Genomic DNA, 25,858 nt, shown 5'->3' on the forward strand with positions numbered 1-25,858 from the left:
GCCTGTGTTTCTGGGCTTTTTGAGTATTTTTCTGTTTTCCAGGCACTACCCACCGGATTTTACCCCTGTTTTTTCTCTCCGTCGTGAAGTGCTTCTTTCTTCAGACAGTCGAAGCAACAAGATAATGATTAAGAAGGTGGTGGTCTGAGGTAACTTGTTCCTTGTGCCTCATGGAGCGCCTATGGCAAATCGCAACGGTTTTCAAAATATTCCCGGGCATCGCAGGTGCGACCACGCCGGGTACAGCTACCCGTTTCCTGAGGTGTATTGCTATTTAAGCCAGCCGCATAGCGACCGCCAGTGATTGCACAGTACTGAGCCGCTTCTGTAGCGTATCCTGTTATTTTAAAGCCCCCTTTTCTACAAAGCCCTTTTGCCAGGGCTTTAAGCTCGCATTGACGATTGTCCTCGTAAATGCAGACATCATAAATGCTCTGATCCCCTCGTTGTTTCGTGATTAATGAACCACCTTGAATAAGGCAGAGTTTTTTTTCTTTTTCAATTTCGTTGTAAGTCGGTTGTTTTGAGCAAGCTGTCAGGGAGCTGGCGAGTAAGACCAGCACGACAGGAGTGAATAAACGCATACAGCAAAACCCTGTTTTCGCTAAAAAATTAAACATAGGACTCTATGGAATGACCATCAACAACGACGATGTAAAAAACAGGATAAATAAACATCGTTATTCCAGCGAAGGCGGGAGCCCGCCACGCACAGTGGATTCCTCCTCGGCAGGGATGACGGTTCAAAGTTTATTTCGTACTTTTTCACCTTTTTGCGACAGCCTCTGAACTCTACGGAGGCTGTTACACTGGTATCATTGCCAAACCCGCGGGAAGCGGCCACGATGCAAGGGTAATCCTCCCGAAAGCAAACATGTAATCGGGAAGTATTTCACTCAAGTCAGGGGTCTTACGGCGAAAATGCTGAAGGCGGAGCTCTTTGTGCTAGTGGTAACAATAAAAATTGGTTTATACTGATTGCCGATAGCTTGAAGCCATGTAAAAATGGACGCCACGTTATAAGTGTGTTTGATTCTTTATGTATAGATTTAGTGTTCCGAGAGTAGTATCTCGTCCTGTTCTGCCATAAGTAAAACAAATCTTCTAGCTTGACCGTCATTCGTGCCATAGGGGCTGAATGGCTTACTTCGCTTAAATACAGGATATGATTATGTCTACTACTACCGGTACCGTTAAGTGGTTCAACGAAGAGAAAGGTTTTGGTTTCATCGCTCAGGATAATGGTCCTGATGTGTTTGCCCATTTCCGTCAGATCGTTGGTGACGGCTTCAAAACTCTGAAAGAAGGCCAGCAGGTTGAATTTCGAGTGACTCAGGGTCAGAAAGGCCCTCAGGCTGAAGATATTCGTCCTCTGTAAGGACTGAATTGCATCATTGACGATGCGGTTTCTTACTTCACGTCAGTGAAGAAAAAAAAGGCAATGCCTCAGGGTGTTGCCTTTTTTGTAGAGCCTCCAATTAATGGTCAAGTTCACAGGGCAACCAATAGAATTTATCTGAACCAACGACCCAGTCAGTATCCAGCTCAAACTGATCCACATCGGTTACTTTTGATTTTTGTTCCAGCCATGACTTGGCAACAGTGTCCAATTGTGGGAAATGCCTGCACACCATTTGCACAACCCGTCGACAAATATAGCCATAGCATTTTTCAGGTAGCTTTTGCCACGCTGTATCATAAATACCCATAGAGTGTCTTATGGTTTTAAAAACAGCACGCTGTCGAACCAGAGTATAAGTTTCTTGAAATTCATCAGGGTATGTTGCTTTTGCAACATCAAGCCAGTCCTGGTAGGAAAGGACATGGGGAATGATGATTTTGTTATCGTTATTCACCAGAATTTTTACTGAACCATTAATAAACGGTACTATGGATTCAAGGTCAAAATTCGCTTTGATAAGAGGGAAAAGCCCTGTTTTTTCCAGATTTGCCATATTTTTTTCGATATATTTCTCTCTTAATCCTGTTGCTTTTTTCTTTGCCTGAAGACCCATAATATTTTTAAGCAGTAAAGGGTGTTTTTCAGAAATCAGGAAGTCAACTTTCAAACGGTAAGGGTCTTTTGTCGCCAGCCCAATGCAGTGCTCATTGAACTGATCTGCCATTTTCTTATTGCACACAATGCTTCTGATCATTCGAAGTTTTTGTTCTTTTTCGAATAAGGATGCGTACATGCATTTATCAATAAAATATTGGTTCATAGGGTGCTCCCTTACCCAGCTATGATGGGTTCAGAAGTTTGGATTAATTTATGAGATAAAAGTTCCTTTCATTACAGGTGGCTATTGATATTGAGGGATATATGGGAAAGGCGTAATGAAACGCTGTTTTGAGGGATTTAATGAGGATTTATAAGAGTTTCATCAGTTTTAAGGTTTCAGGGATGAGAGCGGCAGTTTGCAATTTAAGTGTGCAAACTGCCGCAATGGTTGGTAACAATCTCTGAAAGTCACGCAGCCTGAGCCGGTTTTGTCGCCTGTTTTTTCAGACGGATCAGATCGTTCAGAATGGCACCTGCTTCCATAACGAAGGCGTCAGCTTCTTTCTTTTTATCCTTGTTGTCGGCATTAGCCTGTTCGGCTTCTTCAAGCTCGTCCAGGTTGTTGAGTAGTTCTTCCCCTTTGGCTTTTCTCAGCCGGTTTTCGATAGCCAGGCGTTGACTGCGCATGGACTGGATTTCAAGACGGCGTTTCTCTTCATTAAGGGAAACTTTGGTCTTGTTTTCGTAGCGGGAGAGATAATCCTTCATTTCGTTCAGATAGACAAAATCCGGATTATTCTTTGTGCGCTGCTTATGTTTTTTATCCAGTTGCGGGAAAAATGCACTCAGGTCGCCAAAGCGCTGGAATTTCACTGGGTTAATGGTGTCCCAGGGCAGGGCGTCGGGCAGTTTGTTCTCGCCAATATCCCGGGTTTCGTACAGAGATGGGTAGCTGATGTCAGGCAGTACGCCCTGATTCTGCGTGCTTTGACCGGATACCCGGTAGAACTTGGCAAGCGTTAACTTTAGCTGACCGTGGTTAAGAGGCTGAATGCTCTGTACAGTGCCTTTGCCATAGGTTTGGCTGCCAATAACAATGCCGCGACCGTAGTCCTGAATAGCTCCGGCAAAAATTTCGGAGGCGGAAGCGCTGAGGCGATCGACCATTACGGCCAGTGGTCCGTCGTAAAGCAGTTTGGGGTCGGGGTCTTCCTGTTTCTCCATTCTGCCCCGGCTGTCGCGAACCACAACGGTTGGGCCTTTGCCGATAAACAGCCCGGTCAGCTCATTGGCTTCCTGTAGTGAACCGCCACCGTTGGCACGCAAGTCGATGACCAGGCCGTCGATTTTCTCTTTTTTCAGTGCTGCAATCAGCTTCCTTACATCTCGTGTGGTGCTTTTGTAATTGGGGTCGCCAGCTTGTGCGGCACGGAAATCAATGTAAAAGGTAGGGATTTCTATGATACCTATTTTTCGGGTAACCCCTTTGTCTTTGACTTCAATGATTTTGCTGCTGGCGTCCTGCTCTTCCAGTTTGACCTTGTCGCGAACAATTTCATAAACCCTTGTCGTCTGACTCTTGCTGGCACCGGGAATCACTTCCAGACGTACCAGGGTTTTCTTTTTGCCGCGAATCAGTTTGACCACGTCGTCCAGTCGCATGCCGACCACGTCTTCAAGCTTACCCTTGCCCTGGGCAACGCTGACGATTTTATCACCGGGTTTCAGCTGTCCGGCCAGATCAGCCGGGCCACCGGGTACGACACTGACGACTTTGGTGTATTCATCTTCAGATTGCAGAACGGCACCAATGCCTTCCAGAGACAGGCTCATGTTGATATCAAAGTTCTCTGCTGTCTGGGGAGAGAAGTACTGGGTATGTGGGTCAAAGATGCTGGTGAAGGCGTTGATGTAAGTCTGGAACGCGTCTTCACTCTTGCTCTGGTGCAAACGGCGCAGCAGGTTGGTGTTGCGACGCTTGAGCTGTTCAATGACTTCCTCATCTGTTTTGTTGTTGAGTTTGAGCGACAGAATGCTGTCTTTCAGTTGCAGATCCCATAATTCACGCTGGGCCTTTTCATCGGGCAGCCAGGGTGAGTCTTTCCGGTCAATTACCAGTTCAGCATCGGTTTTGAGGTTTATGCCACCAATCCCTTTGTCAACTCTTGCGAGCAGGTATCGAGCCCGGTCACCTGCTCGCTTGCGGTAGCGATTGAATATTTCAAAGGCTGGTTTCAGATCGCCGCTTTTCAGGGAGCTGGCCAGCTTTTCACGATAGCGTTGAAATTCGTCAATGTCTTTCTTCAGGAAAAAGCTACGGTTAGGATCCAGCCGGTCCAGATAGCGTTGGAAAACCTTATCGGCATGTTTCTGATCCAGAGGCAGTTTCCGGTAATGGTTTTTGGACAGAGACTGGTAAATATTCACACTGGCAATAGCCTGTTGGAGTGTGGGGGAGAGATCCTCCAGTTTTCGTTCCAGATTCTGGTCAGCAGCGAAAGCGGAGAAGATCGCCAGGCTGATCGCAGTGAACAGTGCAATGAAAACCGATGTGTATTTCCTTGCAAGTCGCAGGGTCGGTATCATGGATTATGAAGCTCCGTGTCTATTGTCGGTATCAGTTAAACCGCTGAGTGCTTAAACATACTACAGCCTGAAAGACCTTGCAGACAGATGGGGGAGTCCTTCTGAAAATTTCCTGCAATGGCCGGACTGAAGTATTGGGTAAATGGTTATCGGCAAATTCCGCTGTTAATGATCACTGCAGGAATAATCGACCGCTTACAGAAACAGAATACAGGTATGCCTCGGGAATGGGCAACTTGCTTTCGTAAGAAGTTGGTAAGGAATGGGAAGAGTGGCGGTTTAAGGTAGTATTCTGCACGACGGGTAAGGTATTGACCTCACCCATTTATAGCAGAGTTATGCCTGAGTTTCAGTTATACCCGCGGACAAAGCAGGTAGAGTCATCCTGTTGCTTAGCAGGAATGCTTGATGAGGCTTTCAGCAGCGGTTTCAGCTTTTGATGCTGTTCGCCTTGACCGCCCTTAGTAGTGGTCGGGTGAGTATTTTTGGGGTGATGCTGAGTTGGGATTCTGTGCTGGTGTTTCATAATTAGTTCCGCTGTGCGCACTTTCGTTTCAGTTACTGTGCAGTTTTTAGATTAGCAGGCTCACAGGGGCTTCTGAACTCTGGATTTGTACTTAATATGAATATCTCGATTATGTTCTGCAAGGCAATGTAATCAGGATGTTTGTTTTGTATCTGAACTGCAACCCGGCGCAGATCGCAGATACCTTTTGCACCGGGTCGGGTCAGTCAGTAATCAGGCGAATGGCAGTCTGTTTTTTGCGAAGAAGCGCTGCAGAACCCGGGTTAACTGGAAGGCATCTCTGGTGCCGGCGGTCTCCCTGATAGAGTGCATACCGAAGGTTGGCAGGCCTATATCCAGTGTTCGAATGCCCAGCTCGCCGGCTGTTAACGGGCCGATGGTGCTGCCACAGGCAAGATCGGTGCGGGTGACGAAATACTGATAATCGGCACCCGCTTCACGGCACAGCATGCCAAACAGGGAGCAGGTTTCATCGTTGGAGGCATAACGCTGGTTGGCGTTGATTTTCAATACCGCGCCTTTATTCAGGAGAGGCTGATGATTGCCTTCATGACGATCTGCAAAGTTCGGGTGAACGCCGTGGGCATTGTCGGCTGAAATAATCATGGACTGGCTGATGGCCCGGGCCAGGGCTTCAGTCGAGCCGGCAATCCGGTGCAGGATAGTTTTCAGCATGGGGCCCTGAGCGCCGGTGGCAGATTTGCTGCCGCACTCTTCATGGTCATTGCACACCAGAACCATAGGGGCGGTGCTGTTTTCCAGTGACTCGATCATGGCCGTCATGCCCACATAGCAACTAAGCAGGTTGTCCAGCGCCGTGCTGACGATAAACTCGTCTTTCAAACCGATAATGGCTGCGCCCTGGGTGTCGTAGAAGCTCAGATCGTATTCCAGCACTTCCTGAACATTAGTGACACCTTCCGCAGCCAGTTGTTCTTTCAGCAGGGCGCGGAAATCAGCTTTTTCATTCTTGTCCAGCTGGCACAGAATGGGCGGGATATCGGTTTGCGGATTAATACTGCGGTTCTTGTTCGCTTCGCGGTCCAGGTGAATAGCCAGGCTGGGGATGTAGGCGATGGCTTTGCGGTAGTTGATCAGGCTGGATTTCAATGCACCGGCAGTATCGAGATAAAAGACGCGTCCGGCAATGGACAGGTCACGATCAAACCAGGGGTTCAGCAAGGCGCCACCGTAAACCTCAACAGCCAGTTGCAGGTACTGGTGTTTGTGAAGCTCTGGTTGAGGCTTGACTTTCAGGCAGGGAAAATCGGTATGCCCACCCACCATACGAAAGCCCTGCTGGTGATCGCCATTGGTAAAGGCAACAATGGATGAGTCGTTACGGGTGACATAATAGCGACCATTGTCTTTCAGTTGCCAAGCCTCAGACTCGTGCAGTTGCTGAAAGCCGTGTTGCTCCAGCCTGGCCACCATGTTTTTAACAGCGTGATAAGGGGTGGGGGACTCTCGCAGAAACTCCAACAGGTTCTGGTTAAAGTTCTGCTGGAGGGTTGATACTTGACTCATGAATTCTCCTGATTTCAGCCGGTTTACCAGCGAACCTGTTATTATTCATGAAAAGTCTATTGGTGTCTTCTGGTCAGGCGTTGTTTTAGAGAGTAAATCTCTATTGGCACTGAAACTTTACGGTATATTTATACCCTGAACCGATGGCGTCGTCTGCAATGGCTCCACCCGCTGCGGTAGCCATTCCGGTGTCTTCTCCTTCTTCATCCTTTGACAGCGCCCAGACCGTCTGGCCGACATTTCTGGCAACTTTGGCCGCTGCCTTAAGTGCCAGGTAATCACTTTCACTCATAGTGCCTGTATAGTGATACTCTTCGCTTAAAATGTAAGTCGTTTTATGCTGCTTGCCACAGAAGTTGTCTGCCTGAAACTTGGCTTCCCGATAGCCGGAAGTGCGATCGTCGGTGTTCAGGATAATCGTGTGGGTGCCTGAGGCACCAGGTCTCACATCCTGGTGATGATTCCAGAACGAGCATCCTGATAAGAAGCTTCCTATAACGATGATTCGTATAAATTGCATCGCTTGTCCTCTCTGTGAGTAAACCTTCAATGGATGACTACTGAGACAATAGCCGCCCATTGAAGTTCAATGAAGCGATGTAACGGAATGTTTAGAGGTGTAAGGAGAAACCTTGAGTATCAAAGTCCGGGGAGAAGGTCGCTCTGACCCTTATGCTTCAGGCAGTTGGACATTGACTTCCAGTACTGAGTAATCGCCTTCCCGGTCCAGCTTGATGGAGATGTCCTCCTCGCTGACTTCAATGTATTTACGAACGACATCAAGAATGTCTTTCTGCATGGCTGGCAGAACATTTTTGGTTGAACGGCTCATACGTTCATGGGCGACAATAATCTGTAAACGTTCCTTGGCAGTGACTGCGCTGTTATCTTCTTTGTTGCTGCGGAAAAGCTGAAGTAAGCTCATGTATTAGCCCCCAAACATCCTTTGTAAAAAGCCTTTTTTAGGTGCTTCCAGAAAGCGATGAGGGATGTCTGTCCCGAGGAAGCGTTCGGTCATGTCTTTGTAGGCCTGACCAGCGTCACTGTTTTTCTGGTGAATAACAGGGATGCCCTGGTTGGAAGCTTTAAGGACTGACTGAGATTCCGGTATCACTCCCAGCAGGGGAATGGCAAGAATGTCTTTGACGTCTTCAACATTGAGCATTTCACCCCGCTCCACCCTCTCCGGATTGTAACGGGTCAGCAGAAGCTGTTCCTTGACCGGTTCCAGGTTTTGCTCAGCGCGGCGGGAGCGGCTCTGCAGAATACCCAGTATGCGGTCCGAATCCCTGACAGAAGAGACTTCCGGGTTGGTGGTGATAATGGCTTCGTCGGCAAAATAGAGTGCCATCAGAGCACCGTGCTCAATGCCGGCAGGGGAGTCGCAGACGATATACTCAAAGTCTTTGGCCAGTTCATCAAGAACCGCTTGCACTCCGTCTCTGGTGAGTGCTTCTTTGTCACGGGTCTGGGAGGCGGGAAGGACTGCCAGGTTTTCTGTGCGTTTGTCACGGATCAACGCCTGGTGCAGGGCTGCTTCACCATTGATAACATTCACCAGATCGTAGACGACGCGTCGTTCACAGCCCATGACCAGGTCAAGATTTCTCAGACCTACGTCAAAATCAATAACGACAGTGCGATGCCCTTGTAATGCCAGGCCGGTGGCGAATGAGGCGCTGGTCGTTGTTTTACCAACCCCTCCTTTTCCTGAGGTAACAACGATAATTCGGGCCAAGTTAAACTTCCTGAATACCTGATTAACTGGAGGCCCCAGTATTTATGAAAGCGCAGCTATGTGCAAGTGATCATCGTCAAGGAATATCTGTGCGTTCAAACCCCAGCGATGACTCCAGAGGCTGCTCTGGTCTTTACTGGTTAATTTGTACTGTCCACTGATTGATACCAGCTCTGCCTCAAATTGATTGCAGAAAATACGGGCCTTTTTGTCGCCGGTAATACCTGCAAGGGCGCGCCCCCGGAATGGACCATAGATGTGAATATGTCCTCCGGCCAGAAGTTCTGCGCCTTCACTGACCTGTCCCAGTACAATAAGGTCGCCATCAGAATGGATCTGCTGTCCGGATCGAACCGGACGACTGATAATGGTGGCCTCTGCCCGAACGGGGGTGGTTTTAGGTTTTTCTACAGGAATACTTGAGTCTGGCTGACTCAGCATGATCACGTTGCTGTTTGGTGGTGCGGAATGCCTTTTTTGCTTCTGGTGGGGTAGCCAGGCAACGCCTGCCATCCGGGCTGTTTCTTTATGATGCTCAGTGCCGCCGCGCAGTGCGACAAGAACCATGCCGGTGTGATGAAGAAGGTGTCGTATGCTGATCAGATTTAGCTCTTCACTGCCGTTTTCCAGCTTATCCAGATCCAGAACGACAGGTGTCTGCTGGAAAAAATTTGGAGCCTTGCTGGTCATACCTTCCAGTTGTTGTTTCAGTCGCCTGTGGCTGGTGGTATGCAGTTCCAGGGTGGTCAGTGTGTAGAGGCTACCTTTTAGCTGAAAGGCGGGCGAACTTTTGGGGTTAATGATGGAGGCCATGACTGCAACCAGAATCTCTGAAGCCTAGAGTTAAGTTGAGAGTAATAGGCTGGGTGTCAAATCACAAGTACTTTCAAAGTGGATGACTTTTATTTGCCCGTTTTTAAAGGTTTTTTTGACGAGGGTTTTGTTTTGGTCAGTGACAATTCTCTGGTTTTCGCTTATTAATGGCTCTGCTCGTTTAATTTAGTTGTTTCAGGTAGTTATTTCAGGACTTATGTCGAAAAAAATGACAAACAAAACAGAGGCTGACCAGTTTCGCTGGTCTTTTCTTCACCCCCGTTACTGGCTGACGTGGCTTGGTCTGGGGCTGACGATTCTGCCTTCCTGGTTACCCTACCCGGTGCTGGTGCGATTGGGTAGCTGGATTGGCAGAAAGCTTTATCATCGCGGCGGTAAGCGTGTGGATATCGCCAGGGTGAATCTTGATAAGTGCTTTCCCGAGAAGACCGCTCGAGAGCGTGAGGCTCTGCTGAAAGCCAACTTTGAGTCAGTGGGTATCGGTTTGATGGAAGTGGTCATTGCCTGGTGGTGGCCGCGGTCAAGGCTGGAAAAACTGGTTCGCTTTAAAGGTCTGGAACACCTTGATTCATCCCAGGGGAAATTGTTGCTGATCATGCACTTTACCACCATTGAAATTACCGGTGCTTTTATCGCCCTGCGGCATAGCCTTGACGCCACTTACAGAGAACACAAAAACCCTGTGTTTGAATACATGCAGAGAAAGCAGCGTCTGCGTTATGACCGGCGTAGTCGTTTGCTGGGCAGAAGGGATGTGCGGGGGATGCTGAAATCACTGCGGGGAGGGCGTACCGTCTGGTACTCGCCTGATCAGGATTACGGCCCTAAGCAAAGTGTGTTTGTTCCTTTTTTCGGAGTGCAGGCGGCGACTGTCACCGGCACATCGAGAATGGCAAAAATGGGCAGGGCGCAAGTGGTACCCATGATGCTGACCCGTTTGCCTAATGCTGAAGGTTATGAGCTGGAAGTGTTTGAGGGCTGGAGCGATTTTCCTGAAGGTGATGACCATAAGGATGCTCAGGCGGTGAATTGTTTTATTGAAGCCCAGGTGAGAAAACGTCCTGAGCAGTATATGTGGTTGCACAGGCGTTTTAAGACTCGCCCTGAAGGAGAAGCTGGTTTTTATTAATAGCCAAGTTTTTTTCACAGTTACCAAACAAGCCCTTACAGGGCTTGTTTGGTATGAGGGTAATGGGTTCAGTTTATTTAGCAACTAATAGTTCAGGCAGCAGGTTATTCAACGGACTCCGGCTTGCTTAACAAGTAGTAGTTAGTAGTGTGTTTAAGCCCTTTGACCGTAGCAGGCAAAGGGCTTAGCTTTTAGAGACAGGGTCAGCCTGCAATCATCAATCGCAAACCATCCAACCTCAGCATGGCATTCTGCAAACACTGATGTCCAATAGCTGCCTGATTCTTGAGATGTTCTATCTCCTCATCACGAACGTTAGGGTTAACCGCTTTCAGGGCTGCCAGACGTTTGATCTCTTCCGTTACAGCGGCCAACAGAGCCGAGCAGGCTTCTGACACAATGGGCTGTACAGCGTCCTTGGCGTAACCTTCCGCACGTTCCAGCAGCTTGAGAATTGGCTCACGCTGGGCTTTTACCAGTTTTTTTGCCATACCCTTTTTGATGGGCTGTAACTGGGCGTTCAACGTATCAAAGGCTACTTTGGAGGCCAGATTGTTCATGCCCGGATCAATCAGGCAGCGAATCGGTGTCGCTGGCAGATAACGATCCAGCTGCAAACGCCGGTCACCGCTGCTTTCAACCACGTAAATCGCTTCCAGCAACATAGTGCCAGGCTTCAGAGCTTTGTTCTTCAGCAATGCCACCGATGTGTTACCCATATCGCTGGTCAGCAGCATCTCCATACTGTCGCTAACCATTGGGTGTTCCCAGGTCAGGAAGTGCATGTCTTCCCGTGACAGAGCCATTTCCCGGTCAAAGGTAACGGTCATGCCATCGGCAGAGAGCATTGGGAACGATGTCACCATGTGACTGCCGGGACGAATCACCAGGCAGTGTTTGGAATGGTCTTCCGATTCCACGCCAAAACCTTCGAACAGCTTTTCCATGTAACGCTTCAGCTGGCGAGGTTCTTCCTGCTCTTCAATATCGTTGATCATGTCTTCACTGGAAGACAGTCCACGGGAGTTGATTTCAAGCAGGCGGTCACGACCGTTATGCAGGTGCTCTTTTACCTCTGAATTCAATGCGGCTGTTTCACTGATCAGTGGCTCGATATCTTTCAGAGTTGCATTGCTTTCAGGTTGTAGCAGGGCCTGCAACTGTTCGCCATGCTTTTCAAACACCATGCTGCCCGATGGGCAGGTGTCCGCAAAGGCATTCAGACCACGATCGTACCAGTGGAACAACAGTTCCTGACTGGTATCTGTGATGTAAGGCACATGGATCTTGATGGTTTCAGTCTGACCAATACGGTCCAGTCGACCGATACGCTGTTCCAGCAGGTCTGGATGAGCTGGCAGGTCAAACAGCACCAGGTGGTGCGCGAACTGGAAGTTCCGGCCTTCGCTGCCTATCTCGGAACAGATCAGTACCTGGGCACCATATTCTTCATCGGCAAACCAGGCGGCTGCACGGTCGCGCTCAACAATGCTCATGTTTTCATGGAAAACCGCCGCAGGGATGCCGGATGTGATGCGCATGGCATCTTCCAGATCCAGTGCAGTATTGGCATTGGCACAGATTACCAGCACTTTTTGCTTTTTAAGCAGCTTGAGCAGGTTGATCAACCAGTCAGTCCGGGGATCGACTTTCCACCAGGGATCCATATCATCCACAGTGATGTGGGACTGATAGGCCAGTTCCGGGTAGAGGCTGCAGCGAGTCTCCGTCTCTTCTTCCAGAGCGATCTGGTAAAGTTCCGGCAATGGCTGGGGGTAACCCTGAACCACACGACCAGGGAAGCCTCCGACAGCGGCCCGGGTGTTGCGGAACAGAATGCGTCCAGTGCCATGGCGATCCAGCAGACTGCGCAGCAGACGGTTACGGGAAGAACTTCTCAGTTCCTCGTCGCCCATATTGATGTTATCAATCAGGTTCTGACAGTCCTCGCCCAGGAAGCTGATCAGATGTTTCTGAGCCGCTTCCGGAAGACGGTCGTTTTCCAGCAACTCCTGAACCGCCTCAGCCACAGGCTCATAGGTTTTTTCTTCATCCTGATAAGTCTTGAGATCGTGGAAGCGATCCGGGTCCAGCAGACGAAGACGGGCGAAGTGGCTTTCAGGTCCCATCTGCTCCGGGGTTGCGGTGAGCAGCAGCAAGCCAGGAATATGGCGGGAGAGCTGTTCGACCGTGCAGTACTCTGCACTCGGGCTTTCTTCATCCCAGACCAGGTGGTGCGCTTCATCAACGATGAGCAGGTCCCAGTCGGTCTGCATGGCCTGCTCAAAACGCTCAGCGTTATTGCTGAGGAAGTCCAGGCTGCACAGAATCAACTGTTCAGTATTGAACGGATTGTCATCATCGGCGTTACGGCAGCGTTCTTCATCAAACAGGCTGAAATGCAGGTTGAAACGACGGAGCATTTCTACCAGCCATTGATGCTGAAGGCTTTCCGGTACCAGAATCAGTATCCGGCTGGCCCGGCCCGTCACCAGCTGTTGATGCAGTATCAAACCTGCCTCAATGGTTTTACCCATACCCACTTCGTCAGCCAGCATGACCCGTGGGGCATGACGGCTGGATACTTCCCGGGCAATGTGCAGCTGGTGGGGTATCAGGCTGGTGCGTGCACCAACCAGCCCCCGAAGTGGGGAACGTTTCAGCTTGTGGTTGTGCTGCAGGGTTTTATAACGCAGGGAGAAATTGCTGTTCTGGTCAATCTGACCAGCCAGCATCCGGTCCTGCGGTTTGTTAAAGCGAATAAAGTTGCCCAGACCGGATTCGGGCAACACTTCAGTCTGACCTTCAGACGGACCGCCTGAGATCATACCTTCGTAAGTTAACAGGCCATTACTTTCAATGACGTCTGTCACCGTCATGATCCAGCCCTCGTGACTTTCTACTTTGTCACCAGGGTTGAACTGCACGCGCGTTAACGGGCAATTGTTGACGGAATAAAGCCGGGTTTCACCGGTAGCGGGGAACAGTAGGGTGACCATCCGACCGTCGAGAGTAAGCACAGTGCCTAAACCCTGTTCGGTTTCGGTGTCACTAATCCAACGTTGTCCAGGAACGAAGCTCGTCATGTCGTGACTACATACCTTGCCAGACAAAAAAGGGCGCTATATTAGCGGAATTACTTCTATAAGCAACCAGTACAAGTGCTAGATTTGTTGCCTTTTTACGTTTAAACGTTGTGCATGTAAGTACTGTACCAGTGCGCAGAGCCTATGAATTATAGACAGAAACCGAAGTGGAGTGGACCCAGCTTCGGTGGTTGGGGTAATAAAGGCAGAATTATTATGGATCAGGCGACTTCGGACTCAGCTGTTTTTTCTTCAGAGTCTTTGCCAATTTTAAGCACCAGGTCAGGCTTGCCCTTGAACGCTTTGGACAGTACATCCTTGTTACGAGACAGCAGCAGGCCGATTTCTTCTGCCAGCTGTTCGTCGATGGTAAAGTGGTTTTCCAGCAGCGTGGTCAGGTTAGCTGCCAGTTCCAGCATGCGGTCATGTTCTTCAGCGGCTTTTTTGTCTGTAAACATACTCCCGTCCCGATCAACTCGCCACATAGGGGTAATTGACATGGCCCTCTCCTGTTTGGCATGGGGGTTACTATTAATTTAACGGATACTGTATATAAATACAGTCATTATGTCCAGCTAATTAAAATGTCCCGCCTTTTGAATATTCAAACTACCAAAGCAGTCCGGGTTATCGATACTGTCGTTGCCGCCAGTAGACTGGACTGCTTCCTGCCATCATGGTTAGTGTGTGAGTTGTAATGTTTCGTCTACAGAAGCTGGGCAAACGGAAGTTTCGCTCTCACTACTCCGCAAATGGTTATCGGTATCAAGAGGGGGGAAGGGATCATATCTGTGATCAAATTGCCCCGACCTGTATGCTATGTCCAGTTGAACGTCACCTTGCAGAATATGAAATGATCTCAAATTATGCGTTATGTCATCTATCCGATGTGTATCGATAGTCATACGCAAAGAACTAACTTGATGTTCCGGGTTGTCAGGTATGCTGTTGATATATATAGCTGTGGGGTAATCCCCTTCACCTATCGAATAGGTTCTCAGTCTTATCTCACACCAAACTGGCTGAGAAGTAATTCCGGGGATAAAGACGTATCGCTGATGGGTGGACTGCGTATCCTCGGGTGGCCTGAGTTCATTAAACCATTGCCCTAAAGAAGTACCAAAAGGCCAGATTATTAGCGTATTTCCGGGATTAGTTACACGCTCGTATCCATAGGTTTGATGTCGATTTCGGTAATGAATAGAATGCTGGTTCACATGTGGTGGCAAAGAGCCTGGAGTTGCATTGCGTTGAGCCTGCCTTCTGTCTGGCCACATTGGGCATGCCAGTTCTTCGTCACAGCAGAGGCAGTAGGCGAAAAATATAGGGCAAAACAGAAGTTGAAGTCCATAGCAGGTGTAGCGTTCGCAATTCGGAGACGTTCTCCCTCTGAAAATGCGGGTCAGTCTGGATCGGTAGGTGTTAGAGGCAGGCTGAAAGGCACTTTGTCGACTGGATTCTGAATTTCTTTGGAATATCCGAAAAACAGGTGGTATATCTCCTGAAACCTCTGCATTGTCATGTGTAACCGTTATTGTTGTATCGGTTTGCACGGAAGTATACTCGTACTCGCTCTCGCCATAACTCGCAGTATCACCATGCCGCCAAAGTGCGGCTCTAGCACTTGTGTAAGGCTCACTTCTTCTGCAACGGCTGCCTACTTTAATTGTGCCTGTTGCAGCAGGAGCGCCCTTTTTTTCAAGTTTCCACTTAAAAGTCTTTTCAACCGCTATGGCATCGAAGGTAGTGCCAGTCGTGAACAGTAAAATCAGGAACTGAATAGCGAGCCTGATAAATGATTTCTGTAAGTGTGGGGTACTTTTCTGAAATAAAGGCCATGGCGCAATCAGTGCTCTAGCTGTCATCAGCGGCATGTGTTGTTTCATTATTTCTACCATGATTATTGTTGGTGAGCGCAATGACTCAATTTCTATTTATTTGGAATTTATGACTGAACTACTGACGAATAGCTCAACTCAGGTTGTAAAGTCTGCCGGGCTTTTCCACATGAGTTCAGTGGCTAGCCCGGCAAGCTTATGGAGAATAGAACAGACAGGTGATTCCGACAGCGTAAAAACGGCTGTCGGCTCGGGGAGGGAGTTTATCAGGAAAAGCGATTACGCTTGTGTGGGGCGGCTTTTTTGTGCGGGGACGGGCGTTTCTTGCCCTTCTTCAGAGGGGCGGTTCTGCCACGAGAGCCTTTCAGGCCAGTGCTGGTGGTACGGGCCTGTTTGCGAACGGTCGGCAGCGGGGCTGGGGTCAGGTCAACGTTAGCGGCCAGGGCGTCGATGGTGTCTTTGTCCAGCTCTTCCCACTGACCCATACGCAGGTGGTCCGGAATAATGACATTGGCAAAGCGGACACGTTTCAGACGGCTGACAGTCAGTTCCTGAGACTCCCACAGACGGCGCACTTCACGGTTACGGCCCTCCATAACGCAGACGTGGAACCAGCGGTTAATGCCTGCACCACCGGAATCAACGATATCGGTGAAGCGTGCCGGGCCGTCTTCCAGCTCAACGCCTTCAAACAGGTTTTTAACCTTTTGTTCGGTCACATTACCCATAACACGTACGGCGTATTCACGCTCAATTTCATGGGACGGGTGCATCAGACGGCTGGCGAGTTCGCCATCGGTGGTGAACAGAATCAGGCCGGAGGTGTTCAGGTCAAGACGGCCAACGGCAATCCAGCGTTCACCGCTCAGCCTGGGCAGACGGTCAAAGACCGTTGGGCGACCTTCCGGATCAGAACGGCTGCAAATTTCACCTTCCGGTTTGTTGTAGGCAATCACGCGACGAACCCTGGAGGCGTAGTTGTCGAGTTTTACCGGGCGACCGTCCACGGAAATGCGGTCTGTTGCCAAAGCGCGATCACCCAGTGAGGCCTTTTCACCGTTGACGGCTACACGACCTTCGCTGATCCAGCGTTCCATCTCACGGCGCGAGCCGATGCCAGCGCCCGCCAGGATTTTTTGCAGTTTCTCACCCTGGGGAGGAGTTGTTTCAGTAGTCATTGCTCTATACCAGGTGGCATTGCCACCTCATTCTTTGGGGAAAATTGTCGAAAGGCGGGGAGTATAAATAAGGCCGGCAGAAGATTCTATAGAGAATCTTCCGGGCTTTCGTTGGTGGATGTGCTGGTGGATTTGTCGGTGGATTCGTCCAGCTCTTCGTCCAGCTCTTCGTCCAGCTCCAGGGCTTCAACTTTCTGCTTTTTGATCAGGTCATCAAAATTATCCGGCAGGTCGGCTTCCATTTCATCCAGTTCGGCAAACAGGGCTGCGGCAGACTGTTCTTTCACTTCAATGACCTCATGCACTTCATCGGCATCCGTTGTCTCGGTTGTCTCAGCGGTTTCGACATCCAGAGAACCTTGTTCCGGAGCTTCATTCAACTGCTTTGCCATCTCCTCAAGATCCCGGATTTCGGACAGTGGTGGCAGTTCCGTAAGGTTTTGCAGGTTGAAGTAGTCCAGAAACTGCCGGGTGGTGGCAAACATGGCGGGACGTCCCGGCACATCGCGATGACCAACCACCCGAATCCATTCCCGCTCCTGCAGGGTTCGGATAATGTTACTGCTGACGCTGACCCCGCGAATCTCTTCAATCTCACCCCGGGTAATGGGTTGGCGGTAGGCAATCAGAGCCAGTGTTTCCAGCATGGCCCGGGTGTAACGCTGGGGTTTTTCTTCCCATAAACGTCCCACCCAGGAAGCCAGTTCCTGACGCACCTGAAAACGGTAGCCGGAAGCCACCTGCTTCAGTTCAAACCCGCGCCCTTCACAGCTCTCGGACAGAGCGACCAGAGCTTCGCGAAACATATTGGCGTCGGGGGCTTCCTCTTCCGATATGTTTTCTTTCGAAAAGAGTGCCATCATCTGCTCCAGTGTGAGGGGCTTGTTGCTGGCCAGCAGGGCGCCTTCCAGAATGCGTTGCAGTTGTTCAATTTCCATAAGCGGGTCTGTTTGTCAGTCAATCCTGGCCTTCACGTGAATCGGGCCGTAAGGTTCATTTTGTATCAGTTCGATCAGGGATTCCTTGATCAGTTCCATCACTGCCATAAAGGTTACGACAACCCCCAGCCGTCCTTCATCCACCCGGAACAGGGCGACAAAGGGGGTAAAGCGGTCAGAAGACAGCTGTGACAACACCTGGCTCATACGTTCGCGGGTCGACAGGGCTTCCTGCTCGATCTGGTGGTGTTCGTACATATCCGCCCGGCGCAGCACTTCGCCCAGAGCCAGCATGATCTCTTTCAGGTCCACGTCGGGATTCGGACGTTCCAGATCAACATTAGGTGGCTCGGCGCTGGCGAGATAGATGTTACGATTCAGTCTTGGCAGGTCATCAATATCTTCCGCTGCCTGCTTGAAACGTTCGTACTCTTGCAGCCTCCGGATCAGTTCCGCCCTGGGGTCTTCCTCTTCTTCCTCATCCTCAGTGACACGAGGTAACAGCATTCTGGATTTGATTTCAGCCAGGGTGGCTGCCATCACCAGGTATTCTGCCGCCAGCTCAAACTGTGACGATTCCATCAGCTCAACGTATTTCATGTACTGCTGGGTAATGGTGTAGACCTGAATATTGAGAATATCCATGTTGTTGCGTTTGATCAGGTACAGCAACAGGTCTAGCGGTCCTTCAAAGGCATCCAGAAATACTTCCAGCGCTTCAGGAGGTATGTAGAGGTCGTCAGGCAGTTTGGCCATGGGCTGCCCCATGACCATAATACGGTGTTCCAGAGCGGCTTCTGATGCTTCATTCAAATCAAGGGCATCAGTCTGCGCCGGTGGTTGATTGTCCGGCGTCGTATTGTCTGGCATTGAGCTGTCTGGTGTTGAATTGTCAGCCACGGTTTCCGTCGTGGTCATCGGACTATCACCTTTTCGGGCTCCTCTCATTGAAAATACCCTTTCCATCATGGATGGAAAGGGTACTGCCAATATCAGGGTTACTAATAATGTCTTATATTGCTGGTCAGGAATCAACCATCAGGAGGGGTTGAAACGATCAGCGATAATCCAGGCCAATGGCTTCGCGCACGTCACGCAGGGTATCCTGTGCTTCGTCTCTGGCCTGCTCGCAACCTTCGGCAATGATGTTTTTTACGACATCCCGATTGCGTTCAAGTTCCATGGCTTCCATACGAATCGGTTCCAGCTCTGCCTGGCAGGCTTCGATCACCGGTTTTTTGCAGTCGAGACAGCCGATGCCGGCATTGCGGCAACCTTCCTGAACCCACTCCTGTCGGGCGTCGTCAGAGTAGACCTTGTGCAGTTGCCACACCGGACATCTTTCCGGTTCGCCCGGATCGTTGCGGCGCTGACGTGCCGGATCGGTGGGCATCTTACGGATTTTACTGGCAATATCATCCGGGTCTTCACGCAGGGTGATGGTGTTGCCGAAGGAGCTGGACATTTTCTGCCCGTCCAGTCCCGGCATTTTTGGCTGTGGTGCCAGCAGCGCCTGAGGTTCCGGCAGGATCACCTTGCCGGTGCCTTCCAGATAACCAAACAGTCGCTCCTGATCGCCCAGGGTGATGTTGGACTGTTCTTTCAGCAGGGCTCTGGCGGTTTCAAGAGCTTCGTCATCGCCTTTTTCCAGATAGGCCCGGCGCAGTTTGCGGTACAGTGTGCCGGTTTTCTTGCCCATTTTGCGAATGGCGGCTTCAGCGTTATCTTCAAAACCGGGTTCCCGGCCGTAGAGATGGTTGAACCGCCGGGCGATTTCACGGGTGATTTCAATATGAGCTTCCTGATCCGCGCCTATCGGCACCAATCCGGCTCGGTAGAGCAGGATATCCGCGCTTTGCAGCAGAGGGTAGCCGAGAAAGCCGTGAGTGGAGAGATCCCGCTCGCGCAGTTTTTCCTGCTGGTCCTTATAACTGGGGACTCGCTCCAGCCAGGACAGAGGGGTAATCATCGACAGCAACAGGTTCAGCTCTGCATGTTCTGGTACCCTGGACTGAATAAACAGAGTCGCCGATCCCGGATTGACACCCGCTGCCAGCCAGTCGATTACCATTTCCCAGACATTTTCTTCAATCAGAGCCGGATTCTCGTAATGGGTGGTCAGAGCATGCCAGTCGGCTACAAAAAAGAAGCATTCATATTCATGCTGGAGGGTTAGCCAGTTTTTCAATACACCGTGGTAGTGGCCCAGATGCAGTCTGCCGGTGGGTCGCATCCCTGATAATATGCGCGACTGGGAATCTACTGCGCTCAAGAGTTTCTCCTGTGGAATTCCTGATCCGTCAGGTTACGATAGATGAGTGGCCGGTAAAAGTACTTTTGTTGCCATGCGTTGTGCTGGTAAATAATGCGCTGGTATCGGTCAGGCAGAAAACAGGGTGCTATCACCTTTACCTTCCCGCAAGATTTCAGGTGTGTCTTCTAACAGGCTGACCACAGTGGTTGGGATGCCGTCCCGGTAGCCGCCATCAATAACCAGGTCCAGCTGACTTTCCAGTAATTGACGAATGTCGTAAGCATCGGTCATGGGCTGATCATCTGCGGGCAGGTGCAGGGTGGTGCTCATGATGGGGGCGTCCAGTTCGGTTAGCAGTGCGTTGACGATTGCGCACTCTGGCACCCTGATACCAATGGTTCGTCGTTTGGGGTGCATCAGCCGTCGGGGAACTTCCCTGGAGCCTTTCAGGATAAACGTATAAGGCCCCGGCGTGGCACTTTTCAGTAATCGGTACTGACTGTTGTTGACCTGGGCATAAATAGCCAGCTCCGAGAGGTCGCGACAGACCAGTGTGAAGTTATGCTTGTCATGCAGGTGGCGAATGCTGCGAATCCGGTCAACGGCTTTCTTTTCGCCAATCAGGCAGCCCAGGGCATAAGCCGAATCGGTGGGGTATGCGATCACACCGCCGTTACGCATGATCTCAACCGCCTGACGAACCAGCCTCGGTTGCGGGTTGTCAGGGTGAATCTGAAAAAATTGACTCATGGTTATCCAAATCATGGTCCCTTGCGCCTTGAGCTTTTCTGACAGACAGATAAAGCAGGTGTCGGCAAGTTTCCGCTCAGGTGAAGACAGGGGGGCATCATACCATTGCACAGGAGGAGATCAACGACTTGCAATGGCCATGCTGCCCTACAATGCCGCGCTCGATAGCGCACAAGTCAAAACGTTGGAGTATTCCATCCTTACCCGATCTCTGAGCAAGGCTCCACTCTGACCATACGTTGCGCGATGCAACTGGTAATACACAGGGAAAAAAGAGAAAAAGTCCTGTTTACTCTCGAACCAGAACTCTCCGTAATTCGGTTCAAAAAAACAGACATCTCCCTTGACATAATCGGGGCCTCCAAGCCAGGCGGCAACAGCATGGAGTAGAGACGTCTTCCGGACGTAATCTCTCAGACCAAAAGAAATCAGGGCGTAGCAGTTATAATCCTTTGCAAGAGTAGTGATAATACGGTATTCACTATCCGGGCTGGCAGTAGCACCGTAACCTCTGTTCAGAAGTACCATGCCATGCATTTCTAACCATTTCATTGAACTGGCACGGGGTTTCTTTTCTTGTAGAGTGTTTTGCAAAAAAATCATATGCTGCACTACAAGATCATCCTGACTGTCAATATTGGATTGCTTTAGATGATTGGCCAGACTGTCGTTATGGGCATGATAGTTGATCCAGCTGATACTCAGGCTATTGCATAGACCGCGAGCCCCTTGTCTCCAGTATTGCTTTCGTAAACTACTTTGACTGAATTCCCAAACAGGAATGCCCTTAAACTGTTTGACCAGATCCTGCATTTTCATTTGAAACTACCTGCGCAAATCGGTTTAGTCTCTCCAGACTAGTACTGGCAAGCGTTAATATCCATACTGCAGTCATTCCCGCGCAGGCGGCACGCCTGGAACACCGGTCAGAGCCTGCTATGTACCTGACAATTCGAATCATAAAGCGGTTTGGTACTTATCAGTAAGAGCAAGTCAGGGAAGCAGAAGGTAAGAATATCCCTGTTTCCACTTCTTGCTTACAAAAAATGACTATTTTGAACGGCCGCTTACAGGTGGTGAATAAGTCGTAATGTGAACGGTTGCTGTTTAGATCGGAAGTTTTTGGGTTTTATCTTTTTTCGTAGAGTAGTAAAAGCATGCCAAGACTTGAAGCACCAAAAAGACAGCTTTCGTAATAGTGAGTGCAAACGGTTCAAAGCCAATATATGATTCAGACGATTTTTGATTATCAGGCTCAACTGGTTTCGCTGCGCCAAGGTTCGCAAGATCATAACGGTAGGTGAATAACACGATTTCTTTATCTCCCAGGTCAAGGGCCAGCTCATTTTTCCCGGGGTTGAATGCACCACTGCAGGAGCTTGTGTTTGAAGCTATGAAATCAGCTTGTTCTGCTTTTTTTGGGTCAGCGACATTATAAATAATGACTCCAGAGTCTTCACCAAGGGTTCCCATGGCCATCAGCTTCCCGTCACGACTAATATCAACAAAAGACACTGGTCCTTTAACTTCTTCCGGAACGGGTATCAGGGCTGGCTTTTCCGGGTGCTCCATATCATAAAGGAGGAGCGAATGATGCAATGCATAACCCGCCACGGCAAGCCATTTTGAGTCAGGGGCGATCGCCACACTAATAGACCTGTGACCAGGTTTATTCCCCGGCGTCTTTTCAGTAGCCAGAAGTTTGGGGTTGCCCAGGTCAGCCAGGTCATAGACCATAAGGCTGAAACCATTGCCGGTAAAAGCCACCCACTTCTCATCAGGGCTGATGGCGACATCGGTTAGTGTGAGGCCTGTTTCTATAGTTGACTGTTCTATTGGGTTTTTTGGGTCGGTGATATTATAAATCTTGATTAATCCGTCCCTTCCTCCTGCGACCATGAAGGTTCCGCTGTTACTAACTTCAACGCAGCTGGCCTGTCGAATTTTATTATCTGTAGCATCTTGCCATGGCAGTGACATGACATAAGCCGGGTGTTTCATGTCTTCTACGTTTTCAATAACAATCTGACCATTGACGTCAACTCTTACCAGGTGCCGCCCATCGGGTGTGAAGCTGTTGTCGTAATTAAAGACGGCTGTTTTCTCAACTTCGACAGGCTGGTTGAGCTGGCTGATATCGTAGGTGATGTACTCGCCACCGTACTGAATGTCGTGCGGTTTCCCTCCATCTCTTACCACTTTGTCGCTTTCTTTTGTTGTAAACCGAATCCCGGTGTTGATATACCGGCCATCCGGGGAAAATGTCATCGCTCTAACGTGGTTATAAGGTGGCAGGTCGATGCCACTGCTAAAGTCAATTTTGCCTTTTTTCGTCAGAACGAGGCCGGTTGAAGGTGGGGTCTCTGTAGGGAGCGGAATTATTTGAGAGGCTGGTTTTGCCTGAGAGCCAGTTGCTATGGCTCCAAGCAACAAAAAAGCTCCCACCATCATAGGCATGCTCATAACAGACTGTCCTGCACCCAAAAGTCAGGCCAGCCAGTAAAGACCAGAAAATGCAGTTTTTCTATTTTTAGTCTTCTCCAATATGTAATGAGCCTAAAGGAACCCTGTAATTCAAATGCCTTGCACAACTCGACAAACTGTTCGGTTTGCCCCGGCACATTGACGCCACCCACCACCGCTTTGCCACCCAGCGCACGCAGCCAGGCCGCTGCCTGACTCATGGGTGGCCAGAACTGGCGAAGGTTGCCGGGCTTTTTGTCATTCAGATAGTGATCGAAAGCTGCGTTAGCGTCTTTGACGTAACCTTTATTAACCAGCCACTGCGCAAAATGCGGACGACCGGTCTGGACGGTTTCTTTTGTCAGGGTGAAGCCATCACTGGTGTTTTTCTGGCGCAATAGTGCGATATCAACCACCTCGGAAAATAGTTGATCTTCCTTAATGGTCAGCTGTAAGAGTTTGACCAGTTTTTTCGCAATGTGCAGTGACCGCTGTCGACGGGCGTTGCTGCGAAAAGCGCTGCTGCGGAAAGCGCTGCTGCGAAAAATGCTGCCGCAAAACCAGCCTGGCGCTGCCCTACAATGCAGTGCTCGATAGCGCACAAATCACAACGCTGGAGTATTCCATCTTTACCCGATCTCTGAGCAAGACTCCACTCTGACCATGCGTTGTGCGATGCAACTGGTAATACACAGGGAAAAAAGAGAAAAAGTCCTGTTTACTTTCGAACCAGAACTCTCCGTAATTCGGTTCAAAAAAACAGACATCTCCCTTGACAGGATCAGGGCCTCCAAGCCAGGCGGCAACAGCATGGAGTTTAGACCTCTTCCGGGCGTAATCTTTCAGACCAAAAGAAATCAGGGCGTAGCAGTTATATTCCTTTGCAAGAGTGGTGATAATACGGTATTCACTATCCGGGCTGTCAGTAGCACCGTAACCTATGTTCAGAAGTACCATGCCATGCATTACTAACCATACCATTGAGCTATCAAGGGGGCCCTTTTTTTGTAAAGTGTCCTGCAAAAAAATCATATGCTGTAGTACAAGATAATCCTGACTATTAATATCCGGTTGCTTCAGATGATTGGCCAGACTGTCGTTATGGGCATGATAGTTTATCCAGCTGATACTCAGGCTATTGCATAGACCGCCGACCCCTTGTTTCCGGAAGTGTTCTCGTAAACTACTTTGACTGAATTCCCAAACAGGAATGCCCTTAAACTGTCTGACCAGATCCTGCATTTTCATTTAAAACTACCTGCGCAAATCGGTTTAGCCTGGTCCAGACTAGTACTGGCAAGCGTTAATATCCATACTGCGGTCATTCCCGCACAGGCGGCACGCCTGGAACATCGATCAGAGTCTGCTATGTAACTGGCAATTCGAATCATCAAGCGGTTTGGTACTTATCAGTAAGAGCAAGTCAGGGAAGCAGAAGGCAAGAATATCCCTGTTTCCACTTCTTGCCTGCAAAAAAGGACTATTTTGAACGGCTGCTTACAGGCGGTGAATAAAGCCGTATTTTGAATGGTCGCTATTTAGAGCGGAAGTTTTTTGAGTTTATTTCTTGTCGCGAAATGGTGTATGGCAATGCCTGTCACGGTTAATAGCACAGCAGCGGCAACAGACATAATAACGATTACAGACTCTTGGAAGATAGCATATGATTTAGATAAATGTGGATTGTCAGGCTCAACAGGCTTCTCTGCGCCAAGACTCGAAAGATCATAACGGTAGGTGAATAACCCGATTTCTTTATCTCCCAGGTCAAGGGCCAGCTCATTTTTCCCGGGGTTGAATGCACCACTGCAGGAGCCTGTGTTTGCAGCTATAAAATCAGCTTTCTTTACTTCTTTCGGGTCAGCGACATTATAAATAGTGACTCCAGAGTCTTTACCAAGGGTTCCCAACGCCATCAGCTTCCCGTCACGACTAATATCAACGAAAGACACTGGTCTTGTTATTTCTTCCGGAACGGTTGTCAGAACTGGCTTTTGGGGATGCTGCATATCGTAGAGGAGGAGCGAATGACGAAATGTATAACCCGCCACGGCAAGCCATTTTGAGTCAGGGGCGATAGCCACACTGATAGACCAGTGACCAGGTTTATCTCCCGGCATCTTTTCAGTAGCCAGAAGTTTTGGGTTGCTCAGGTCAGCCAGGTCATAGACCATAAGCCTGAAGCCATTACCGGTAAAAGCCATCCACTTTTCATCAGGGCTGATGGCGACATCCGTCAGTGTGTAGTCTGTTTCTATAACTGACTGTTTTATTGGTTTTTTTGGGTCGCTGATATTATAAATCTGGATTAATCCGTCCCTTCCTCCTGCGACCATGAAGGTTCCGCTGCTGCTGACTTTAACGCAACTGGCTTGTGTGGTTTTATTATCATCTATTGAATTTTGCCATGGCAGTGTCATGACATGGGCCGGGTGTTTTATGTCTTCTACGTTATGAATAACAATTTGACCGACTTCGTCAATTCTTACCAGATGCCGTCCATCGGGTGTAAAGCTGTTGTCGTAATTAAAACTATGTCTGATGGCTGTTTTTTCAACTTCGACGGGGTGGTTGATCTGGCCGATGTCGTAGGTGATGTAGCGACCCCCGTACTCAAAATGGTACGGTTTCTCTCCGCCTTTTGCCACTTTGTCACTTTCTTTTGTTGAAAACCGAATTCCGGTGTTGAGATACCGGCTATCCGGGGAAAACGTCATCGCTTTAACGTAGCTATAAGATGGAAGCTTGATGTCATCACTAAAGTCAATTTTGCCTTTTTCCTCCAGACTGAAGCCGGTTGAAGGGGATGCCTTTGTGGGGAGCAGAGTTCTTTGAGAGGCTGGGTTTGCCTGAGAGCCAGTTGTTATGGCTCCAAGCAACAAAAAAGCTCCCATGATCATAGGCATGCTCATAATAGACTGTCCTGCACTCAGTAATGAGGTTAATCAGTAAAGACCAGGGAATGCAGTTTTGCTATTTTTGGCTTGTTATTGTCAGTCATCCCAGACA

The 25,858-nt window shown here is 49.5% G+C and carries 23 protein-coding genes; 3 read left to right on the forward strand and 20 right to left on the reverse strand.

From position 1 onward, the window contains the following. Positions 1-179: 179 nt before the first annotated feature. Entirely contained in the window at positions 180-584 is a 405-nt protein-coding gene (locus NX720_RS21570) for a hypothetical protein (RefSeq protein WP_262597406.1), read from the reverse strand. Between the two features lie 587 nt (positions 585-1,171). On the opposite strand from NX720_RS21570, the gene NX720_RS21575 reads away from it, so the two are divergent. Continuing rightward, positions 1,172-1,378 carry a cold-shock protein gene (locus NX720_RS21575; RefSeq protein ID WP_153767103.1) on the forward strand — a complete coding sequence of 69 codons (207 nt, stop codon included), beginning with the start codon at positions 1,172-1,174 and terminating at the stop codon, positions 1,376-1,378. A gap of 100 nt (positions 1,379-1,478) precedes the next feature. Here the strand turns inward: NX720_RS21575 and NX720_RS21580 are convergent, their stop codons facing one another. The 7 genes from NX720_RS21580 to minC form a co-directional block, all read right to left on the reverse strand. Then, positions 1,479-2,069: a hypothetical protein gene (locus NX720_RS21580; RefSeq protein WP_262597408.1), complete on the reverse strand. Its 591-nt coding sequence runs from the start codon at positions 2,067-2,069 to the stop codon at positions 1,479-1,481. 401 nt (positions 2,070-2,470) lie between these two features. Continuing rightward, complete coding sequence (locus NX720_RS21585; RefSeq protein ID WP_262597409.1) at positions 2,471-4,588, reverse strand: carboxy terminal-processing peptidase; 2,118 nt, start codon at positions 4,586-4,588, stop codon at positions 2,471-2,473. Positions 4,589-5,327: 739 nt separating this feature from the next. Continuing rightward, the gene (locus NX720_RS21590; RefSeq protein ID WP_262597410.1) at positions 5,328-6,641 is read right to left on the reverse strand and encodes a M18 family aminopeptidase; all 1,314 of its coding nucleotides are present in this window, start codon (positions 6,639-6,641) and stop codon (positions 5,328-5,330) included. Positions 6,642-6,741: 100 nt separating this feature from the next. Further along, entirely contained in the window at positions 6,742-7,161 is a 420-nt protein-coding gene (locus NX720_RS21595; protein WP_262597411.1) for a hypothetical protein, read from the reverse strand. Between the two features lie 150 nt (positions 7,162-7,311). Beyond that, complete coding sequence (minE, locus tag NX720_RS21600) at positions 7,312-7,566, reverse strand: cell division topological specificity factor MinE (protein ID WP_262597413.1); 255 nt, start codon at positions 7,564-7,566, stop codon at positions 7,312-7,314. 3 nt (positions 7,567-7,569) lie between these two features. Next, complete coding sequence (gene minD, locus NX720_RS21605; protein ID WP_262597415.1) at positions 7,570-8,379, reverse strand: septum site-determining protein MinD; 810 nt, start codon at positions 8,377-8,379, stop codon at positions 7,570-7,572. Between the two features lie 42 nt (positions 8,380-8,421). Beyond that, the gene (gene minC, locus NX720_RS21610; protein WP_262597417.1) at positions 8,422-9,192 is read right to left on the reverse strand and encodes a septum site-determining protein MinC; all 771 of its coding nucleotides are present in this window, start codon (positions 9,190-9,192) and stop codon (positions 8,422-8,424) included. A 229-nt stretch (positions 9,193-9,421) separates the two neighbouring features. Here minC and lpxL point away from each other — a divergent pair, with 229 nt between their 5' ends. Further along, positions 9,422-10,342, forward strand: a complete 921-nt coding sequence (gene lpxL / locus NX720_RS21615; RefSeq protein ID WP_262597419.1) for an LpxL/LpxP family Kdo(2)-lipid IV(A) lauroyl/palmitoleoyl acyltransferase — start codon at positions 9,422-9,424, stop codon at positions 10,340-10,342. Between the two features lie 203 nt (positions 10,343-10,545). Here lpxL and rapA read toward each other — a convergent pair whose 3' ends face one another. The 9 genes from rapA to NX720_RS21660 all read right to left on the reverse strand — a co-directional run bounded on the left by rapA (position 10,546) and on the right by NX720_RS21660 (position 22,366). After that, positions 10,546-13,428: an RNA polymerase-associated protein RapA gene (rapA, locus tag NX720_RS21620; protein ID WP_262597420.1), complete on the reverse strand. Its 2,883-nt coding sequence runs from the start codon at positions 13,426-13,428 to the stop codon at positions 10,546-10,548. Positions 13,429-13,649: 221 nt separating this feature from the next. Continuing rightward, positions 13,650-13,928: a YebG family protein gene (locus NX720_RS21625; protein WP_262597422.1), complete on the reverse strand. Its 279-nt coding sequence runs from the start codon at positions 13,926-13,928 to the stop codon at positions 13,650-13,652. A gap of 1,604 nt (positions 13,929-15,532) precedes the next feature. Next, entirely contained in the window at positions 15,533-16,444 is a 912-nt protein-coding gene (gene rluB, locus NX720_RS21630; protein WP_262597423.1) for a 23S rRNA pseudouridine(2605) synthase RluB, read from the reverse strand. Positions 16,445-16,530: 86 nt separating this feature from the next. Beyond that, entirely contained in the window at positions 16,531-17,382 is an 852-nt protein-coding gene (gene scpB / locus NX720_RS21635; protein WP_262597424.1) for an SMC-Scp complex subunit ScpB, read from the reverse strand. Between the two features lie 15 nt (positions 17,383-17,397). After that, a complete protein-coding gene (locus tag NX720_RS21640) occupies positions 17,398-18,330 on the reverse strand; it encodes a segregation and condensation protein A (protein WP_404831016.1) in 933 nt (310 codons plus the stop codon). A gap of 109 nt (positions 18,331-18,439) precedes the next feature. After that, on the reverse strand, positions 18,440-19,615 hold the full coding sequence (locus NX720_RS21645) for a tryptophan--tRNA ligase (RefSeq protein WP_404831107.1): 1,176 nt from the start codon (positions 19,613-19,615) through the stop codon (positions 18,440-18,442). A 147-nt stretch (positions 19,616-19,762) separates the two neighbouring features. Beyond that, positions 19,763-20,386 (reverse strand): L-threonylcarbamoyladenylate synthase, encoded by a 624-nt coding sequence (locus NX720_RS21650; protein WP_262597426.1) that lies wholly within the window; start codon positions 20,384-20,386, stop codon positions 19,763-19,765. Between the two features lie 147 nt (positions 20,387-20,533). Beyond that, positions 20,534-21,205: a YopT-type cysteine protease domain-containing protein gene (locus NX720_RS21655; RefSeq protein ID WP_262597427.1), complete on the reverse strand. Its 672-nt coding sequence runs from the start codon at positions 21,203-21,205 to the stop codon at positions 20,534-20,536. A gap of 288 nt (positions 21,206-21,493) precedes the next feature. Further along, positions 21,494-22,366, reverse strand: a complete 873-nt coding sequence (locus NX720_RS21660) for a WD40 repeat domain-containing protein (protein WP_262597428.1) — start codon at positions 22,364-22,366, stop codon at positions 21,494-21,496. Between the two features lie 12 nt (positions 22,367-22,378). Between NX720_RS21660 and NX720_RS21665 the strand changes: the two genes are divergently transcribed. Beyond that, complete coding sequence (locus tag NX720_RS21665; protein ID WP_262597429.1) at positions 22,379-22,738, forward strand: hypothetical protein; 360 nt, start codon at positions 22,379-22,381, stop codon at positions 22,736-22,738. A 107-nt stretch (positions 22,739-22,845) separates the two neighbouring features. Here the strand turns inward: NX720_RS21665 and NX720_RS21670 are convergent, their stop codons facing one another. The 3 genes from NX720_RS21670 to NX720_RS21680 all read right to left on the reverse strand — a co-directional run bounded on the left by NX720_RS21670 (position 22,846) and on the right by NX720_RS21680 (position 25,761). Then, entirely contained in the window at positions 22,846-23,451 is a 606-nt protein-coding gene (locus NX720_RS21670; RefSeq protein ID WP_262597431.1) for a hypothetical protein, read from the reverse strand. Then, positions 23,426-24,097: a YopT-type cysteine protease domain-containing protein gene (locus tag NX720_RS21675; protein ID WP_262597432.1), complete on the reverse strand. Its 672-nt coding sequence runs from the start codon at positions 24,095-24,097 to the stop codon at positions 23,426-23,428. The genes NX720_RS21670 and NX720_RS21675 overlap by 26 nt, the downstream gene beginning before the upstream one ends. A gap of 290 nt (positions 24,098-24,387) precedes the next feature. After that, the gene (locus NX720_RS21680; protein ID WP_262597433.1) at positions 24,388-25,761 is read right to left on the reverse strand and encodes a WD40 repeat domain-containing protein; all 1,374 of its coding nucleotides are present in this window, start codon (positions 25,759-25,761) and stop codon (positions 24,388-24,390) included. Positions 25,762-25,858: the final 97 nt, after the last annotated feature.

The sequence above is a fragment of the Endozoicomonas euniceicola genome (assembly GCF_025562755.1).
Classification (GTDB): domain Bacteria; phylum Pseudomonadota; class Gammaproteobacteria; order Pseudomonadales; family Endozoicomonadaceae; genus Endozoicomonas_A; species Endozoicomonas_A euniceicola.

Coding starts and splice junctions, on each gene's coding strand:
- NX720_RS21650 (WP_262597426.1), bottom strand. CDS start 20,386: ATGAGTCAATTTTTTCAGATTCACCCTGACAACCCGCAACCGAGGCTG.
- NX720_RS21640 (WP_404831016.1), bottom strand. CDS start 18,330: ATGAGAGGAGCCCGAAAAGGTGATAGTCCGATGACCACGACGGAAACC.
- NX720_RS21675 (WP_262597432.1), bottom strand. CDS start 24,097: ATGAAAATGCAGGATCTGGTCAGACAGTTTAAGGGCATTCCTGTTTGG.
- NX720_RS21655 (WP_262597427.1), bottom strand. CDS start 21,205: ATGAAAATGCAGGATCTGGTCAAACAGTTTAAGGGCATTCCTGTTTGG.
- NX720_RS21625 (WP_262597422.1), bottom strand. CDS start 13,928: ATGTCAATTACCCCTATGTGGCGAGTTGATCGGGACGGGAGTATGTTT.
- minC (WP_262597417.1), bottom strand. CDS start 9,192: ATGGCCTCCATCATTAACCCCAAAAGTTCGCCCGCCTTTCAGCTAAAA.
- NX720_RS21570 (WP_262597406.1), bottom strand. CDS start 584: ATGCGTTTATTCACTCCTGTCGTGCTGGTCTTACTCGCCAGCTCCCTG.
- scpB (WP_262597424.1), bottom strand. CDS start 17,382: ATGGAAATTGAACAACTGCAACGCATTCTGGAAGGCGCCCTGCTGGCC.
- NX720_RS21645 (WP_404831107.1), bottom strand. CDS start 19,615: ATGCGACCCACCGGCAGACTGCATCTGGGCCACTACCACGGTGTATTG.
- NX720_RS21660 (WP_262597428.1), bottom strand. CDS start 22,366: ATGTCACTGCCATGGCAAGATGCTACAGATAATAAAATTCGACAGGCC.
- minE (WP_262597413.1), bottom strand. CDS start 7,566: ATGAGCTTACTTCAGCTTTTCCGCAGCAACAAAGAAGATAACAGCGCA.
- NX720_RS21590 (WP_262597410.1), bottom strand. CDS start 6,641: ATGAGTCAAGTATCAACCCTCCAGCAGAACTTTAACCAGAACCTGTTG.
- NX720_RS21575 (WP_153767103.1), top strand. CDS start 1,172: ATGTCTACTACTACCGGTACCGTTAAGTGGTTCAACGAAGAGAAAGGT.
- NX720_RS21595 (WP_262597411.1), bottom strand. CDS start 7,161: ATGCAATTTATACGAATCATCGTTATAGGAAGCTTCTTATCAGGATGC.
- rapA (WP_262597420.1), bottom strand. CDS start 13,428: ATGACGAGCTTCGTTCCTGGACAACGTTGGATTAGTGACACCGAAACC.
- NX720_RS21585 (WP_262597409.1), bottom strand. CDS start 4,588: ATGATACCGACCCTGCGACTTGCAAGGAAATACACATCGGTTTTCATT.
- lpxL (WP_262597419.1), top strand. CDS start 9,422: ATGACAAACAAAACAGAGGCTGACCAGTTTCGCTGGTCTTTTCTTCAC.
- NX720_RS21680 (WP_262597433.1), bottom strand. CDS start 25,761: ATGAGCATGCCTATGATCATGGGAGCTTTTTTGTTGCTTGGAGCCATA.
- rluB (WP_262597423.1), bottom strand. CDS start 16,444: ATGACTACTGAAACAACTCCTCCCCAGGGTGAGAAACTGCAAAAAATC.